This is a genomic window from Streptomyces sp. VRA16 Mangrove soil (assembly GCF_017377775.1).
GTDB lineage: Bacteria > Actinomycetota > Actinomycetes > Streptomycetales > Streptomycetaceae > Streptomyces.
In genome coordinates, this window is sequence record NZ_JAFVLN010000027.1 from 1 (window position 1) to 15,091 (window position 15,091).

At 70.6% G+C, this 15,091-nt stretch carries 12 protein-coding genes and 1 pseudogene; 7 read left to right on the forward strand and 6 right to left on the reverse strand.

The genetic code is table 11. From position 1 onward, the window contains the following. Together J3486_RS41090 and J3486_RS41095 are read left to right on the forward strand one after the other, a co-directional pair. Positions 1 to 1,933: pseudogene (locus J3486_RS41090) on the forward strand (molecular chaperone Hsp90); the annotation flags it as partial. A 193-nt stretch (positions 1,934 to 2,126) separates the two neighbouring features. Next, positions 2,127 to 3,011: a calcium-binding protein gene (locus tag J3486_RS41095; RefSeq protein WP_207829223.1), complete on the forward strand. Its 885-nt coding sequence runs from the start codon at positions 2,127 to 2,129 to the stop codon at positions 3,009 to 3,011. A gap of 15 nt (positions 3,012 to 3,026) precedes the next feature. Here J3486_RS41095 and J3486_RS41100 read toward each other — a convergent pair whose 3' ends face one another. Beyond that, complete coding sequence (locus tag J3486_RS41100; protein ID WP_207829224.1) at positions 3,027 to 5,441, reverse strand: HAD-IC family P-type ATPase; 2,415 nt, start codon at positions 5,439 to 5,441, stop codon at positions 3,027 to 3,029. A gap of 130 nt (positions 5,442 to 5,571) precedes the next feature. Further along, positions 5,572 to 5,832: a DUF2530 domain-containing protein gene (locus tag J3486_RS41105; protein ID WP_207829225.1), complete on the reverse strand. Its 261-nt coding sequence runs from the start codon at positions 5,830 to 5,832 to the stop codon at positions 5,572 to 5,574. A 248-nt stretch (positions 5,833 to 6,080) separates the two neighbouring features. Between J3486_RS41105 and J3486_RS41110 the strand changes: the two genes are divergently transcribed. Further along, the gene (locus J3486_RS41110) at positions 6,081 to 7,529 is read left to right on the forward strand and encodes an NCS2 family permease (protein WP_207829226.1); all 1,449 of its coding nucleotides are present in this window, start codon (positions 6,081 to 6,083) and stop codon (positions 7,527 to 7,529) included. 20 nt (positions 7,530 to 7,549) lie between these two features. Here J3486_RS41110 and J3486_RS41115 read toward each other — a convergent pair whose 3' ends face one another. After that, complete coding sequence (locus J3486_RS41115) at positions 7,550 to 7,732, reverse strand: ribbon-helix-helix protein, CopG family (RefSeq protein WP_207829227.1); 183 nt, start codon at positions 7,730 to 7,732, stop codon at positions 7,550 to 7,552. A gap of 164 nt (positions 7,733 to 7,896) precedes the next feature. Here J3486_RS41115 and J3486_RS41120 point away from each other — a divergent pair, with 164 nt between their 5' ends. Genes J3486_RS41120 through thpR form a run of 3 tightly spaced genes read left to right on the forward strand, consistent with a single transcriptional unit; the run spans position 7,897 to position 10,351 of the window. Then, complete coding sequence (locus tag J3486_RS41120; RefSeq protein WP_207829228.1) at positions 7,897 to 8,334, forward strand: MarR family winged helix-turn-helix transcriptional regulator; 438 nt, start codon at positions 7,897 to 7,899, stop codon at positions 8,332 to 8,334. A 55-nt stretch (positions 8,335 to 8,389) separates the two neighbouring features. Beyond that, a complete protein-coding gene (locus J3486_RS41125; protein ID WP_207829230.1) occupies positions 8,390 to 9,739 on the forward strand; it encodes an MFS transporter in 1,350 nt (449 codons plus the stop codon). Positions 9,740 to 9,793: 54 nt separating this feature from the next. Next, positions 9,794 to 10,351: an RNA 2',3'-cyclic phosphodiesterase gene (gene thpR, locus J3486_RS41130; protein WP_207829231.1), complete on the forward strand. Its 558-nt coding sequence runs from the start codon at positions 9,794 to 9,796 to the stop codon at positions 10,349 to 10,351. A 129-nt stretch (positions 10,352 to 10,480) separates the two neighbouring features. On the opposite strand, the gene J3486_RS41135 is transcribed toward thpR, so the two are convergent. Together J3486_RS41135 and J3486_RS41140 are read right to left on the reverse strand one after the other, a co-directional pair. Continuing rightward, the gene (locus J3486_RS41135) at positions 10,481 to 11,470 is read right to left on the reverse strand and encodes an aldo/keto reductase (protein ID WP_207829232.1); all 990 of its coding nucleotides are present in this window, start codon (positions 11,468 to 11,470) and stop codon (positions 10,481 to 10,483) included. 172 nt (positions 11,471 to 11,642) lie between these two features. Continuing rightward, positions 11,643 to 12,326 (reverse strand): SGNH/GDSL hydrolase family protein, encoded by a 684-nt coding sequence (locus tag J3486_RS41140; RefSeq protein WP_207829233.1) that lies wholly within the window; start codon positions 12,324 to 12,326, stop codon positions 11,643 to 11,645. A gap of 68 nt (positions 12,327 to 12,394) precedes the next feature. On the opposite strand from J3486_RS41140, the gene J3486_RS41145 reads away from it, so the two are divergent. Next, entirely contained in the window at positions 12,395 to 13,405 is a 1,011-nt protein-coding gene (locus J3486_RS41145; RefSeq protein ID WP_207829234.1) for a WD40 repeat domain-containing protein, read from the forward strand. Between the two features lie 519 nt (positions 13,406 to 13,924). Here the strand turns inward: J3486_RS41145 and serC are convergent. Continuing rightward, positions 13,925 to 15,043, reverse strand: a complete 1,119-nt coding sequence (serC, locus tag J3486_RS41150) for a phosphoserine transaminase (RefSeq protein ID WP_207829235.1) — start codon at positions 15,041 to 15,043, stop codon at positions 13,925 to 13,927. Positions 15,044 to 15,091: the final 48 nt, after the last annotated feature.

Sequence of the window (15,091 nt, forward strand, 5' to 3'; positions counted from 1 at the left end):
CGCCCGCCCTGACTTCCTCCCTCCCGCCCTCGCCCCGGACGACGACGAGGACCGGCCCGAGGCCCTCAGGCCCCGCGACGCCGAGATCGTCGAGGGCGCGGGCGCCGACACCGTGCGCGTCCTCGCCGACGTGCTGCCCAGCCTGCTGCCCGCCGGGCTCGAACGCCGCGTGGAACTGCGGACCCTTGGCGTGGCCCGGCTCCCGCTCGGCGACACCATCGACCGCCTCGCGGGCCTGGAGAAGGAACCCGGCTGGTGGCACAGCCTGTACGAGTCGCTGGCGGGCGTCGACCCGGACCGGCTCAGCGGACTGCCCGTGCCGCTGGCCGGGGGCCGCACCACCATCGGCCCGCGTCAGGTGCTGCTGCCCTCCGCCGACGCCCCCGCCCTGCCCGGTGACGCGCTCGCCCGGCTCGGTCTGAAGGTCGCCCACGAGGACGCCGCCCACCCGCTCCTGGAGAAGCTCGGCGCGCTGCCCGCCACACCCCGCGCGGTCCTCACCACCCCGCAGGTGCGGGCCGCGGTCGCCGCCTCCCTCGACGACGAGACGTCCGTCTGGGACGACGAGAACACGCTGACCGCCGACGAGCTGGCGGACGTCGTCCTCACGCTCGTGCGCGACGCCCACCTCGACGTCGGCGACGAACCCTGGCTCGGCGCGCTCGCCCTGCCCGACGAGGACGGCGAACTCGCCCCCGCCGCCGAACTCCTCCTCCCCGGCAGCCCGATCGCCGATGTGCTGCGCGAGGGGGAAGTGCCGTACGTGGACGAGGAACTGGCCGAGCGGTGGGGTGAGGGTCCGCTGGCCGCCTGTGGTGTTCTCGCGACCTTCGCGCTCGTCCGCGCCGCCGATGTCGTTCTCGACCCGGACGAACTCGACCCGCGCGACAGCGACTTCCCCGAGCCCGACGACGCGGGTCTGCTGGACGCCGTCGACGTCTGGTGCGAGGACGTCCTCGACCGGCTGCCCGACACGCCCGTACCGCCCGTCGCCACCGAACTGATCGCCGTACGCGATCTGGACCTCGTCGACGAGGACCGCTGGCCGCAGGCCCTTGCCCTGCTCGCCCGGCCGCCGCTGCGCGACGCGCTCACCCAGCCCGTGCGGATCTTGCTTCCCGACGGCACGCACGAGAACGTCCGCCCGTACACCGCGTGGTGGCTGCGCGGGAACCCGGTGCTCGACGGGCGCCGCCCCGCCGGACTGCGCGCCGAGGGCGGCGACCCGCTGCTCGAAGGGCTCTACGAGCCGGCCGACGCGTCCGGCTTCGAGGACGAACAGGTGCTCCGCGCGCTCGGAGTGCGCACCACCGTCGGCGCCCTCCTCGACGAGCCCGGCGGCGCCGCCGAACTCCTCGACCGGCTCGCCGACCCCGACCGCGACGTCGGCGCCGCCCAACTCCATGCCCTGTACGGCAGGTTGGCGGGCCTCGACCCCGAACAGGTGACACTCCCCGACGAGTTGCGGGCCGTGCGGGACGGTGAGGTCGTGATCGTGGACGCCGCCGACGCGCTCGTCGCCGACGCCCCCGATCTGGTCCCGCTCGCCGCCGGGCACGCCCTGCTGCCCGTCGCCCCGGCCCGTGCCGCCGAACTCGCCGAGCTGTTCCAGGTGCGCCGCCTCAGCGAGGCCGTCGCCGCCGAGCCCACCGGCACCGAGCCCGCCGAGCACCCGGTGCCCGACTCCGTCCGCATCCTCCTCGGGGCCGCCACCCCGGACTCGTACATCGAGTACGAGGAGCTGTACGCGGGCGGCATCGAGCTCGACTGGCGCCGCACCCCCGACGGCACCGTGCACGCGGCCACCCTGGAGGGCGTCGCCGCCGGTCTCGCCTGGGCGGCGGGCCAGTGGCCGCGCCGCTTCGAGGTGGCGGCGCTGCTCGAAGACCCCTCGCGGACCGGGGAACTGGCGCGGGACCGCTGGTTCGACTGAGAGGGCGGAGGGTTTTTCGGGGCCGCGGGTTCCACCGCGGCCCCGAGATTCATGTCACTCCGCAGCGGCCCCGTCCCGTACAACCCGCCACATCCGTCACGGGTCTACACCGCGAGTCAACAGACTCCTAGATAACTTGGGCCCGTGTGACGGCACTCGCACCACGGGCCCCCTTCTCCACTGTGGGGAACACATGCGCATTCGTGCCACCGCGGCCGCCGTGACGGTTTCCGGCGCCCTGGCGCTCACCGCGTTCGCCGTCCCGGCGCAGGCCGACAGCGACTCGGCCCGCTCGGCTTTCGCCCAGGCCAAGGCCGGCCTCACGGCGGGTCACGCCACCACCTTCGCGGCGCGGTCGGCCGCCGCCGACGACCAGGTCGGCGACACGACGATCTCGAAGATCGTCATCAACGGGGGCAAGGACGTCGTCCTCGGCACCACCAAGGCGACCACCGTCAAGGTGACCTTCCAGGCCACGGACGACTCGGGCATCAACCCCAAGTCCGCGTTCGGAGCGCTCTACCACGGCACGGACGTCGCCTCCTCGGACGCGATCACCATCTCGAACGAGGACGGCGAGACGGTCACCTCCTGCACGGCGGTGAACGCGACCACGTCGAACTGCACCCTGACCTTCCCGATCGACCCGCAGTGGGACCTGACGAACCGCGCGGCCGGCCAGTGGAAGGCCGCACTCATGGTGCAGGCCAACGACTCCGACTTCACGGCCCCGGAGAACGCCAAGACGTTCAGCGTCAAGCGCTACGCCAAGCTGAGCACCAACGCCTCCCCCGAGCCCGTCAAGAAGGGCAGGACCATCACGGTCACCGGCTCCCTGACCCGTGCCAACTGGGACACCCACAAGTACGCGGGCTACACCAGCCAGAAGGTGACGCTCCAGTTCCGCAAGAAGACCTCCAGCACGTACACCGATCTCAAGACGGTGACGTCCTCCTCGACCGGCTCGCTGAAGACCACGGTCACCGCGTCCGCCGACGGCTACTTCCGCTACAAGTTCGCGGGCACGTCCACCACCCCGGCCGTGACGTCGACCAGCGACTTCGTCGACGTCCAGTAGTCACCCGGTAGCCCGCTACGCGGGAAAGCGGCGGTCGACCCACTTCCACAGGAACTCCAGGCCGGCCGCCGCCACCACCGCGACGCCCACCGCCGTCCACGGCATCATGTCGCCGACCAGCTTCAGCGCGAAGAAGTCCTGGAGCCACGGCACGACGAGCACCAGCAGGAACGCGAAGGCCATCGCCGCCACCAGGCACACCCGCCACCAGGTGTAGGGGCGGGCGATGATGCCGAGCACCCACATCGAGATCAGGAACAGCGTGAGCGTCGCCGCGCTGGTCTCGGCGTTCAGCGCGTCCGAGCCCGTGTAGTAGTGCCGGGCCACCATGTACATCACGAACGTCGCGACCCCGGCGACGGCCCCGCCCGGAATCGCGTACCGCATCACGCGCTTCACGAAGTGCGGTTTCGCGCGTTCCTTGTTGGGGGCGAGGGCCAGGAAGAACGCGGGGACGCCGATCGTCAGTGTCGACAGCAGGGTCAAGTGCCTTGGCAGGAACGGGTATTCGACCTGGAAGCAGACCACGAGCAGCGCGAGCAGCACCGAGTACACGGTCTTGACCAGGAACAGCGTCGCCACGCGCGTGATGTTGCCGATGACCCGGCGGCCCTCCGCGACGACCGAGGGCAGCGTCGAGAACGAGTTGTTCAGCAGCACGATCTGCGCCACCGCCCGCGTCGCCTCCGAGCCCGAGCCCATGGAGACGCCGATGTCGGCGTCCTTGAGGGCCAGGACGTCGTTCACGCCGTCACCGGTCATCGCGACCGTGTGCCCGTGCGACTGGAGCGCGCCGACCATGTCCCGCTTCTGCTGCGGGGTGACCCGCCCGAAGACGGTGCCCGCGTCGAGCGCGTCCGCCATCTCGGCCTGATCCGTGGGCAGCGTACGGGCGTCGACCGTGTTCTGCGCGCCGGGCAGATCGAGCTTGGCGGCGACGGCGCCCACCGACACCGCGTTGTCCCCGGAGATGACCTTCGCCTTGACGTCCTGCTCGGCGAAGTAGCGCAGGGTGTCGGCGGCGTCGGGGCGCAGCCGCTGCTCCAGGACGATGAGCGCGGCCGGTTCGGCGCCGTCGGCCACCGTCGGGTCGGAGAGGTCCTTCGGGGCGCGGGTGACGCGGGCGAGCAGCAGCACCCGCAGGCCCTGCCGGTTCAGTTCGTCGACCTCGGCCAGTGCCGGATGCCCGGCGGGGAGCAGCACGTCGGGCGCGCCGAGCAGCCAGGCGCTGCTCGTCCCGTCGTCCTCGCTGAAGGCGGCGCCGCTGTACTTGCGGGCCGAGGAGAACGGCAGCGACTCGGTGCAGCGCCACTCCTCGCTGTCCGGGTAGGCGTCGATGACGGCCTGGAGGGACGCGTTCGGGTGCGGGTCGGACTCGCCGAGCGCGCCCAGGACGGTGCGTACGTACGTCTCGTCGCGGTCGCCGTCACCGATGAGGCGCAGCTCCGCGACGTCCATGCCGCCCTCGGTGAGGGTGCCCGTCTTGTCGAGGCAGACGGTGTCGATCCGGGCCAGGCCCTCGATGGCGGGCAGCTCCTGCACCAGGCACTGTTTTCGGCCGAGCCGGATCACGCCGATCGCGAAGGCGACGGAGGTGAGCAGCACGAGCCCCTCGGGGACCATCGGCACGATGCCGCCGACGGTGCGCGCGACGGAGTCCTTGAACCCGTGCTGCTTGACCACGAGCTGGCTGATGACCAGGCCGATCGCGGTCGGGATCATCATCCACTGCACGTACTTGAGGATCTGTGAGATGCCGGAGCGCAGCTCGGACTGGACGAGCGTGAACCGGCTCGCCTCCTCGGCCAGCTGCGCCGCGTACGCCTCACGCCCCACCTTCGTCGCCGTGAACGCGCCGCCGCCCGCCACCACGAACGAGCCCGACATCACCTCGTCGCCGGGCTGCTTGACGACGGGGTCGGCCTCGCCGGTGAGCAGCGACTCGTCGATTTCCAGCCCGTCCGCCTCGGCGCACGTACCGTCCACGACGATCTTGTCGCCGGGGCCGATCTCGATCAGGTCCCCGAGCACGATCTCGGAGGTGGAGACGGCGGCGGCGACGCCGTCGCGCCGCACGGTCGGCTTGGCCTCGCCGATCACGGCGAGGGAGTCGAGGGTCTTCTTCGCCCGCCACTCCTGGATGATGCCGATGCCGGTGTTGGCCAGGATCACGTAGCCGAAGAGGCTGTCCTGGAACGGGGCGACGGCCAGCATGATCAGCCAGAGCACGCCGATGATCGCGTTGAACCGGGTGAAGACGTTGGCCCGGACGATGTCCGTCATCGAGCGGGAGCTGCGCAGCGGTACGTCGTTGATCTCGCCGCGCCGCTTGCGCTCCTCGACCTCGGCGGCGGTCAGGCCGGTCGCACGGGTCGGCAGGGGCACCGGGTGCACAGGGTCGAGCTCGGCGCCCGCGTCGATGTGCGTCATGCCTTCGACGGTACGGGGGGATCGGACGCTTCACCCCTTGGGCGGAGGTTTATCCGACCTGGGGAGGACGCCCGTAGTCCCGGGGTTGTACGGACGCTCGGCGGGTGCGGGGCGGTGGGGCTTGGCGGAGCTAGTCGGCCGGGGTCGCCGCCGCTGCCCGCTTGAGCGCGGCGTCGCGCCCACGGACGTACCAGACGCCGATCAGGCCGAGGGCGCCGCCGGCCAGGCACGTCCAGATCCACCACGTGTGGCCGTGGTCGGAGAACCAGCCGTAGAACGGCAGCTGTACGAGGAAGAGGACGAACCACAGGATCGTGCCGCCGGTGATGGTGGCGACGACCGGGCCCTCCAGGGGTTCCGGCGCCTCATGCTTCGGTGTCCACTTCGCCATGAGCACAGCTTAACGACACCCTCGAAACCTCACTCAACCCCCGTATACCAAGGGTCTACGCGCGGAGATAGCGATTTCCGCCTCATATGTTCATACTGAAACCGCCTAAGACTGGCCACTTCTGTTCGTACGAAACACCAACGGAAACATCGGGGAAACCTGTTGGTGATCATCCGGCGACCAGGATTGATCAACCCCTTGCCCGCTTCTTGCCTCCTGGGCACCGTTGAAAATCACTGAGGTCCTCCATGTCCACTTCGGCCACCGCCCCGGTCGATGTCCATCAGCAGCCGCCGTCGGCCCCGAAGAACGGCTTCGACCGGTACTTCAAGATCTCCGAGCGTGGCTCGACGGTCGGCCGTGAGATCCGTGGCGGTTTCGCCACGTTCTTCGCGATGGCCTACATCATCGTGCTGAACCCGATCATCCTCGGCAGCGCGAAGGACATGTACGGGCATCAGCTCGACAACGGCCAGCTGGTCACCGCGACCGCGCTGACCGCCGCGTTCACCACGCTGCTCATGGGTGTCATCGGCAACGTCCCGATCGCGCTCGCGGCCGGCCTCGGTGTGAACACCGTCGTCGCGCTGCAGCTCGCGCCGCGCATGTCGTGGCCGGACGCGATGGGCATGGTCGTCCTCGCGGGCTTCGTCGTGATGCTCCTGGTCGCCACCGGTCTGCGCGAGCGCGTGATGAACGCCGTGCCGCTCAGCCTGCGCAAGGGCATCGCGATCGGTATCGGCCTGTTCATCATGCTGATCGGTCTCGTCGACTCCGGCTTCGTCTCCCGCATCCCGGACGCCGCCCAGACCACGGTCCCGCTCCAGCTGGGCGCCGACGGTCACCTGAACGGGTGGCCGGTTCTCGTCTTCGTCCTCGGTGTGCTGCTGACCCTCGCGCTGCTCGTGCGCAAGGTGCCGGGCGCGATCCTGATCTCGATCGTCGTGATGACGGTCGCGGCGATCGTCATCAACGCCGTCGCCAAGGTGCCTTCCTGGGGTCTGACCACCCCGAAGTGGCCGGGCAACCCGGTCTCCACGCCGGACTTCGGGCTCGTCGGCCAGGTCAGTCTCTTCGGCGGCTTCGAGAAGGTCGGTGTCCTCACCGGCATCCTCTTCGTCTTCACCGTGCTGCTGTCGTGCTTCTTCGACGCGATGGGCACGATCATGGGCATCAGCGACGAGGCGCACCTGACCGACGAGAAGGGCCAGATGCCCGGCATGAACAAGGTGCTCTTCATCGACGGCATCGCTGTCGCCGCCGGTGGCGCCTCGTCCTCCTCCGCCACCACCTGCTTCGTGGAGTCCACGGCCGGTGTCGGTGAGGGCGCCCGCACCGGTTTCGCCAACGTCATCACCGGTGGCCTCTTCGCGGTCGCGCTGTTCCTCACGCCGATCGCCACGATGGTCCCGTCCCAGGCGGCCACCCCGGCCCTGCTCGCGGTGGGCTTCCTGATCCTGTCGGGCGGCATCCGCGCCATCGACTGGGACGACTGGACCGTCGCCATCCCGGCCTTCGTCACGATGCTGATGATGCCGTTCACGTACTCGATCACGAACGGCATCGGCATGGGCTTCATCACCTTCACCGTGCTGCGCGTGGTCGCGGGCCGGGCCAAGGAGGTGCCGGCCGCGATGTACGCCGTGTCGGCCGTCTTCGCCTTCTACTACCTGATGCCGGCTCTCGGCCTCACCTGACCGAGAGCTGCTACGGGGCCCTACGCGGCCCCGTAGAACTTCTCCGTCTCCTCGACCGACGTCTTGAAGCGTTCGTCGAAGTCGTCTCGAATGAGCGTCCGGACCACATAGTCCTGGACGCTCATTCCTCTTTTCGCGGCATGCCCCTTGAGCCGGTCGAGCAGCTCACCGTCTATCCGCAGGCTGAGCACTGTCGATCCCATGCGGACATGGTCGCGGGGCGGTGTGCTCGATCGTGTCACTTTCCGGATCCGGCTCACTCGTTTGAGTGACACCGGCCTGGTTGGAGGGTTCCGTGGTGGGGATCACGGGCACGCGGGCGTTTTCCGGTAGTAGTTAGACACAGTAATGAGTTATGCTAACGAACATGCCGGACCTCTCCCATGGCGACGACGCAGCCGCCGTGAACTCTCTGCGCTCCGCGGTGATGCGCCTGTCCCGCCGACTCAAGCACCAGCGGGTCGACGAGTCGCTGAGCCCCACCGAGATGTCGGTGCTCGGCACCCTCGCCGGATGCGGCTCCGCGACCCCGGGTGAACTGGCCCGCAAGGAGCATGTGCAGCCGCCGTCGATGACCCGCATCGTCGCGCTTCTCGAGGCCAAGGGACTGGTCAGGCTGGAGCCTCACCCCGAGGACCGCCGGCAGAAGGTCGTCACGTCCACCGAGCAGGCCGAGACCATGCTCCTGGAGTCCCGCAGGAAGCGGAACGCGTGGCTGGCCGACCTGGTCGACGGACTCGACGAGGACGAGTGGGCCAAGCTCCGCGAGGCGGCACCCGTCCTGGAGAAGCTCGCCCACCTGTGAGCCCTGCCCTGCAAGCCCTTCGGGGTACGACGACCGCCGAGGAGGCGAACCCACTTTGAGTACGGGATCCGGAGCAGACTCCGCCCCCGCACCAGCCGCCCACGACACCCCTGCCCGCCCCCGCAAGCCCTCGATGTTCGCGAGCCTCAAGGTGCGTAACTACCGCCTGTTCGCGACCGGGGCAGTCATCTCCAACACCGGCACCTGGATGGCCCGCATCACCCAGGACTGGCTGGTGCTCTCGCTGACGGGATCGTCGGCCGCCGTCGGTGTGACCACGGCGATGCAGTTCCTGCCGATGCTGCTCTTCGGCCTGTACGGCGGTGTCATCGCCGACCGGTTCGCCAAGCGCAGCCTGCTCTTCTGCACCCAGGGCGCGATGAGCCTGTCCGGCCTGTTCCTTGCCGCACTGACGCTGTCCGGCAACGTACAGGTCTGGCACGTCTACGCCGCCGCCTTCTTCACCGGCCTCGTCACCGTCGTCGACAACCCGACGCGGCAGTCCTTCGTGTCCGAGATGGTCGGACCCGACCAGGTCCGCAACGCCGTCTCGCTGAACTCCGCCAACTTCCAGTCCGCCCGCCTCATCGGCCCGGCCGTCGCCTCCGCGCTGACCGCCGCCGTCGGCCCCGGCTGGGCGTTCCTCGCCAACGGCCTGTCGTTCCTCGCGCCGCTCACCGGCCTGATGCTGATGCGCACCCGCGAGCTGCACGAGATCAAGCGCGCGCCGCGCGGCAAGGGGCAGCTGCGGGAGGGCCTGCGGTACGTGTCCGGGCACCCCGAGCTGATCTGGCCGATCGTGCTCGTCGGATTCGTCGGCACCTTCGGGTTCAACTTCCCGATCTGGCTCTCCGCGTACGCGGACGACGTCTTCCACGGCGGCGTCGGCCAGTACGGCATGTTCAACACGCTGATGGCGATCGGCTCCCTCGCCGGTGCGCTGCTCGCCGCCCGCCGCCGCTCGACCCGCCTGCGGGTCCTGGTCGGCGCGGCGATCGGCTTCGGCTCGCTGGAGGTCCTGGCCGCGTGGGCGCCGGGCGTCTGGGCCTTCGCCCCGCTCATCGTGCTGCTCGGCATCCTCGGCCTGACCGTGAACGTCACCGCGAACTCCTACGTCCAGATGGGCACGGACCCGGAGATGCGCGGGCGAGTGATGTCGCTGTTCATGATGGTGTTCACCGGCGGTACGCCGCTGGGCGGGCCGCTCTTCGGCTGGCTCGCCGACCAGTACGGGGTCCGGGTGAGCTTCATGCTCGGCGGGCTGATCTGCGCCGGCGCCGCGGTGGGCGTCGGTCTGATGCTGGCCCGGGCCGCGAATCTGCGGCTCAAGGTCGATCTGCGGCGCGGGGAGCGGCATGTGCAGTTCGTGCCGCGCGAGCCGCAGCCGCTGGCCGCGGTCGCCTAGGCCCTGTCCGGAGTTCCCCGCGCCCTCTCCGGAGCGCGGGGGACACTGGCCGCCATGAGACTCTTCGCCGCCGTGCTGCCGCCCCCCGACGCCGTCAGCGAGCTCGGGGCGGCCGTGGACCGGCTGCCCGCCGACGACGGGCTGCGCTGGACCGGGCGGCCCGGCTGGCATCTCACCCTCGCCTTCTACGGCGACGTACCCGACGAGACCGTTCCCGAGCTGGAGCGGCGGCTCGCGCGGGCCGCCGCACGGACCGAGGCGTTCACGGTGGCGCTGCGCGGCGGCGGACAGTTCGGCGGGAGGGCGCTGTGGGCCGGGGTGACCGGCGACGTGCCGGTGCTGCGGCGGCTCGCCGAGCGGGCCGAGGCGGCGGGCCGCAAGGCCGGGCTGCCCGGGGAGCACCGGCGGTACCGGCCGCATCTGACGCTGGCGCGCAGCCGCGCCGCGTACGACTTCGAGCCGTACGTCACCGCCCTCGACGGGTTCGCCGGGCAGCCCTGGACCGTCGGTGAGCTGGCGCTCGTCCGCAGCAATCTGCCGAGGTCCGACGTGCCGGGGGAGCAGCCGCGGTACGAGAAGGTCGGCGCCTGGGCGCTCACCGGTGCGCGTTAGGCTCGGTACGTGGACCCGAAGACGCGGAACCGGATCATGGCCGGTGTGCTTGTGCTGATGTTCGTCGTGGTGGCGGTGGCGGCGGTCGCCGGGAAGTAGCCGCAGGCCCGGCGGCCGCCGCCGGTGCCGCTACCAGGCGAACGCCTCCGGCGACGGGCCGGGGCCCGGGAAGATCTCGTCCAGGGACGTCAGCAGTTCCTCGCTCAGTTCGAGCTCGACGGCGCGCAGCGCGGAGTCGAGCTGTTCCCGGGTGCGCGGGCCGACGATCGGTCCCGTGACACCGGGCCGGGTCAGCAGCCACGCCAGGGCCGCCTCACCGGGCTCAAGACCGTGCTTGTCGAGCAGGTCCTCGTACGCCTGGACCTGGTCGCGCACCTTGGTGTTCTCCAGCGCGGAGGCGGAGCGGCCGTCCTTGCGGCGCCGGCCCTCCGACTCCTTCTTGAGGACACCGCCGAGCAGCCCGCCGTGCAGCGGCGACCAGGGGATGACCCCGAGGCCGTACTCCTGCGCGGCCGGGATGACCTCCATCTCGGCGCGGCGCTCGGCCAGGTTGTAGAGGCACTGCTCGCTGACCAGGCCGACGCGGCCGTGGGCGCGGGCCGTCTCATTGGCCTGGGCGATCTTGTAGCCGGGGAAGTTCGACGACCCCGCGTAGAGGATCTTGCCCTGCTGGACCAGGGCGTCGATCGCCTGCCAGATCTCCTCGAACGGCGTGTGCCGGTCGATGTGGTGGAACTGGTAGATGTCGATGTAGTCGGTCTGCAGCCGCTTGAGCGAGGCGTCCACGGCCCGGCGGATGTTCACCGCGCTGAGCCGGTCGTGGTTGGGCCACGCGTCGCCGTCGGCCGCCATGTTCCCGTACACCTTGGTGGCGAGCACGGTCTTGTCGCGCCGCCCGCCGCCCTGGGCGAACCAGGTGCCGATGATCTCCTCGGTACGGCCTTTGTTCTCGCCCCAGCCGTACACGTTCGCCGTGTCGAAGTAGTTGATGCCACTGGCCAGCGCCGCGTCCATGATGGCGTGGCTGCTGCCCTCGTCGGTCTGCGGACCGAAGTTCATGGTGCCGAGGACGAGCCGGCTGACCTTGAGTCCTGTGCGTCCGAGTTGCGTGTACTTCATGGATGTACAGCCAATGTCCTGGAGTGCGCTCGAAGCAAGGGGGAGCGCGGTGAACGGTCCCGGTGCGCATACCAACGGCCGCTCTCCTCAACGGCGTTCGCCGGTCAAAGGGCGGGCGCGGATGCGCCCCGCCCTTTGACCGGGCGCAGAAGTGGTGCGGGACGGCGCCGTACTAGACGGCGGCGGGCGACCGGTACGGGCCGCCGATGCCCCAGCCCTGGTGCAGGGCCTGGGCGAACGCCGACGCGAGCTTGTGCTCGCCGGACGCGTTCGGGTGCGTACCGTCGTACGTGTCGTGGTGGATGTCGTACGACTCCGGGACCGACGCCAGCAGCAGCGGTGAGCCGGGCACGGAGAGGTCCGCGACCGCCTTCGCGAGCAGGGTGTTGAAGTGGGCGACCTCGGCGGCGAAGGGGGCGTCCGACTCGGCCCGGATGTTCGGGATCACGGGGAGGGCGGCGATCCGGACCGCCGGGTTCGCGGAGCGGGCCTCGGCGACGAAGCGGCGCATGTTCGCGGCGGTCTGCTCGGCGTTCGTGTAGAAGCCGAGGTCGATCAGGCCCAGGTTGACCAGGAGGACGTCCGGGCCGCAGGCGCGCACCGCGTCCGCGACGACCGGCGCCATGTGCAGCCAGCCCTCGCCCCAGCCGGCCAGATGACGGCGCGGGAAGTCCGGGTCCGCGTAGGCCAGGGACGTCGGGGCGTCGGCCGACTTGTCGTAGAGGGTCTCGCGGGGGCCGACGACCGCGTACGGCCCGGCGCAGCGGCGCAGGTGCTGCCAGAAGCGGTGACGCCAGGTGTGCTCCCCGGCGCTGCCGATGGTCTGGCTGTCGCCGACGAACATGAACCTGAGCATCCGCTCATCATCGTCGATCGGCCGGGCCGCATGCATGTGAGACAGGACACGCCTGGCAAGCTGGGGCCATGCGTTCGTATCTGGGTGCGGCCGGGGCCGCGGTCGTCCTTGTCGTGGGGGCCTTCGGCGGTGTCGCGACGGCCGACGGCAAGCCGTCCGTCGGCTCCTCCGGGTTCACCCTCCAGGACCCGCGGATCACCGAGTCCAGCGGCCTCGCCGCCTCCCGCGCACACCCCGGGATCTACTGGACCCACAACGACAGCGACGACGGCGCGTACCTGTACGCCATAGACGGACGCACCGGGAAGACCGTCGCCACGCTCACCCTCACCGGCGTCGGCGCGCCCCGTGACGTCGAGGCGATCTCCATCGGCCCCGACGGCGATCTGTACGTCGGCGACATCGGCGACAACCTCGGCGGCAAGTGGGACCACGTCTGGATCTACAAGCTGCCCGAGCCGAAGAAGCTCGTCGACCAGACCGTGCGGGCCACGCAGTACGTCGTGAAGTACGCGGACGGGCCGCGCAACGCCGAGTCGCTGATGGTCCACCCGAAGACCGGCCGGGTCTACATCATCGAGAAGGGCGAGGACGGCGGCGGCCTGTACGAGGGTCCGGCCACCCTCGACTCCGCCGCCACCAACACCTTCAAGCGCATCGCCGACATCGACCTGTGGGCGACCGACGCGGCCTTCTCGCCGGACGGCAGGCAGCTCGCCGTACGCGGCTACTTCGGCGGCATCGCGTACTCCTGGAACGACGGAAAGCCCGAGCGGCAGGGGCAGTTGAGCGTGCCGATGCAGCCGCAGGGCGAGTCGGTCACGTACACCCTGGACGGGAAGACGCTGCTGTACGGGAGCGAGGGCAAGGGCAGCTCCGTGGAGCCGGTGGAGGTCGAAGGGGCCTCCGGCGACTCCGGCGGCGCCAACGGGTCGGGCGGGAGCGGGAGTTCGGGTTCGTCGGGCGGCGACGGCGGCGGGTTCAGGTTCACCGGTAAGGCGGGGGCCGTCGGGGCCGCGGTCGTGCTGATCGCCGTCATCGGGATCGGGCGGCTGCTGCGCAAGCCCAGGCAGCGCTGAGGCGGCGGGGGCGGCCGGTACGTCCCGGCCGACCGCCGGGGACCCGGGCCCCGTGCAGGACCGGGTGCTTCTGCTGGAGCGCCGTTCCCGCGTGCTCGGCCTTGCGCACCCTGTCGCCCGGGGCGGCGGTGAGAGTAGCCCCGTCAGGGGCGCGGGGAACTGCGCGATCAGCCCCCACCGGAGCTGCACCCGGCGATGGTGCGACCGCACCGAGCTGGATGCCGGAGGGGAGCGCTCACCCCGCGCCGGGGTGCCGCCTTGCCCACCCTGCCGCCCATGGCGGCAGATTGCCCAAGGCGGCGGAGGCCGGCGGGTTGCCCAAGGCGGCGGGGGCCGGCGGGTTGCCCAAGGCGGCGGGGGCCGGCGGGTTGCCCAAGGCGGCGGGGGCCGGCGGGTTGCCCAAGGCGGCGGGGGCCGGCGGGTTGCCCAAGGCGGCGGGGGCCGGCGGGTTGCCTAAGGCGGCGGGGGCCGGCGGGTTGCCCAAGGCGGCGGCCTCCGCCGCCTTGGGCTACGGGGTGGTCAGAGCTGGCCGATGACGTAGTCGATGCAGGCCGTCAGGGCCTGGACGTCCGACGGGTCGATGGCCGGGAACATCGCGATGCGGAGCTGGTTGCGGCCGAGCTTGCGGTAGGGCTCCGTGTCGACGATGCCGTTGGCGCGGAGCACCTTCGCGACGGCGGCGGCGTCCACCGAGTCGTCGAAGTCGATCGTGCCGATGACCTGCGAGCGCTTGGCCGCGTCCGTGACGAACGGGGTCGCGTACTTCGACTCCTCCGCCCAGGAGTACAGGCGCGAGGACGAGTCCTTCGTGCGGGCCGTGGACCACGCCAGACCGCCCTGGCCGTTGATCCAGTCCAGCTGCTCGGCGAGCAGGAAGAGCGTGGACAGCGCCGGGGTGTTGTACGTCTGGTTCTTGCGGGAGTTGTCGATCGCCGTGGGGAGGGAGAAGAACTCGGGCACGTGGCGGCCGGAGGCGTGGATGCGCTCCGCGCGCTCGATCGCCGCCGGGGAGAAGACGCCGATCCACAGGCCGCCGTCGCTCGCGAAGGACTTCTGCGGGGCGAAGTAGTAGACGTCCGTCTCGGCGATGTCGACCGGCAGGCCGCCCGCGCCGGAGGTGGCGTCCACCAGGACGAGGGACCCGGAGTCGGCGCCCGCGACACGCTTGATCGGGGCCGCGACACCCGTCGAGGTCTCGTTGTGGGTCAGACCGTAGACGTCCACGCCGGCCTCGGCCCGCGCCTCCGGGTGCGTACCGGGGTCGGACGAGATCACGGTCGGCTCGGCCAGCCAGGGCGCGAGCTTGGCCGCCTTGGCGAACTTCGACGAGAACTCACCGAAGTTCAGGTGCTGCGACTTGTTCTCGATCAGGCCGTGCGTCGCCACGTCCCAGAACGCCGTCGAACCGCCGTTGCCGAGGATGACCTCGTAGCCCTCGGGCAGCGAGAACAGGTCCTGCACGCCCTCACGGACGCGTCCGACCAGGTTCTTGACCGGGGCTTGGCGGTGCGAGGTACCGAGCAGGGAGGTACCGGTGGCGGCCAGCGCGTCCAGCGCTTCCGTCCGCACCTTGGAGGGGCCCGCGCCGAAACGTCCGTCGGCGGGCTTGATGTCAGCGGGAATCTGGATCTCAGCCACGAGCCGGAGGGTATCCCCTCGGTGAAACCGGACGGAAACGTGTCCGTT